Origin of the sequence: Rhodococcus sp. R1101, from assembly GCF_000278445.1 — a bacterium.
Classification (GTDB): domain Bacteria; phylum Actinomycetota; class Actinomycetes; order Mycobacteriales; family Mycobacteriaceae; genus Rhodococcus; species Rhodococcus gordoniae.
This window is the reverse complement of sequence record NZ_AJVB01000765.1, coordinates 1-1,133: the sequence shown is the minus strand read 5'-3', so window position 1 is coordinate 1,133 and position 1,133 is coordinate 1. Positions and strand designations below refer to the sequence as shown.

Annotated in this window: 1 protein-coding gene; it reads left to right on the top strand. The window is 65.3% G+C overall.

Annotated features, from left to right (window positions below; translation table 11 throughout):
* The first annotated feature begins 344 nt into the window (after nucleotides 1-344).
* A complete protein-coding gene (locus R1101_RS0124005; RefSeq protein ID WP_051017608.1) occupies nucleotides 345-1,103 on the top strand; it encodes an HAD-IIA family hydrolase in 759 nt (252 codons plus the stop codon).
* The last annotated feature ends 30 nt before the right edge of the window (nucleotides 1,104-1,133 follow it).

Sequence of the window (1,133 nt, the reverse complement as noted above, 5' to 3'; positions counted from 1 at the left end):
GGTCACGCGAGAGGAACTCCGGACACGGGCTGCCGAAGGATCGGGACTACGAACGAGAGCGACCTCGAGCTACAGGCGGGTGTGCTCGACTCGACCATCGCGAATCTCGGCGGGTGAGTTCCTTACGCAACATCGAATCCGCACGGAACGGACAGCGCGGAGCCGCCGGGCTCGTCGATGCCCGGCTTCGCAGGACGCAATTTTCACAGGCCGTTCGGCGGCCACGGTTCTACATGTCGTCCTCGTCGGGCGATCGGGTTGTATCGGCTGCCGAGCCGAGCGGTCGGTGACACACTCGAACGGTGAGCGACGAACCCGTATCCGCGCCGGTCTGGAACTATCTCATGGACATGGACGGGGTTCTCGTGCACGAGGATCACCTGATTCCCGGCGCCGATACGTTCCTGACCGAACTGCGCGAGAACGGCACACCGTTCATGGTGCTCACCAACAACTCCATCCGCACGCCACGAGACCTCCGTGCCCGCCTGCTGCGTACCGGCCTCGACGTTCCCGAGAAGTCGATCTGGACCTCGGCGTTGGCGACGGCGACGTTCCTGGCCGATCAACGACCCGGCGGTAGCGCCTATGTGGTGGGTGAATCCGGATTGACGACGGCCCTGCACGACATCGGATACGTGCTGACCGACAGCGACCCCGACTACGTCGTCCTCGGGGAGACGCGCACATACTCCTTCGAGGCGATCACCACCGCGATCCGTCTCGTCGAACGCGGCGCCCGCTTCATCGCGACCAACCCGGATCCGACCGGCCCCTCGCGGGAAGGCTCACTACCCGCCACCGGGGCGGTCGCGGCGCTGATCACCCGCGCGACGGGCCGCGAACCGTATTTCGTCGGTAAACCGAACGCCCTGATGATGCGCTCGGCCCTGCGCGCGATCGGTGCGCACTCCGCCCACACGCTGATGATCGGCGACCGTATGGACACCGACATCGTCTGCGGCCTCGAGGCCGGGCTGCAGACGCTGCTGGTTCTGACGGGTATTTCCACCCGCGAATCCGTCGAGAGATTCCCCTATCGGCCGACCCGCGTCATCGACTCGGTTGCGGATCTGGTGGGCTCCACGGTAAATCCGTTCTGATCAGCAGAACAGCCGGCAAGGACTCGGTGG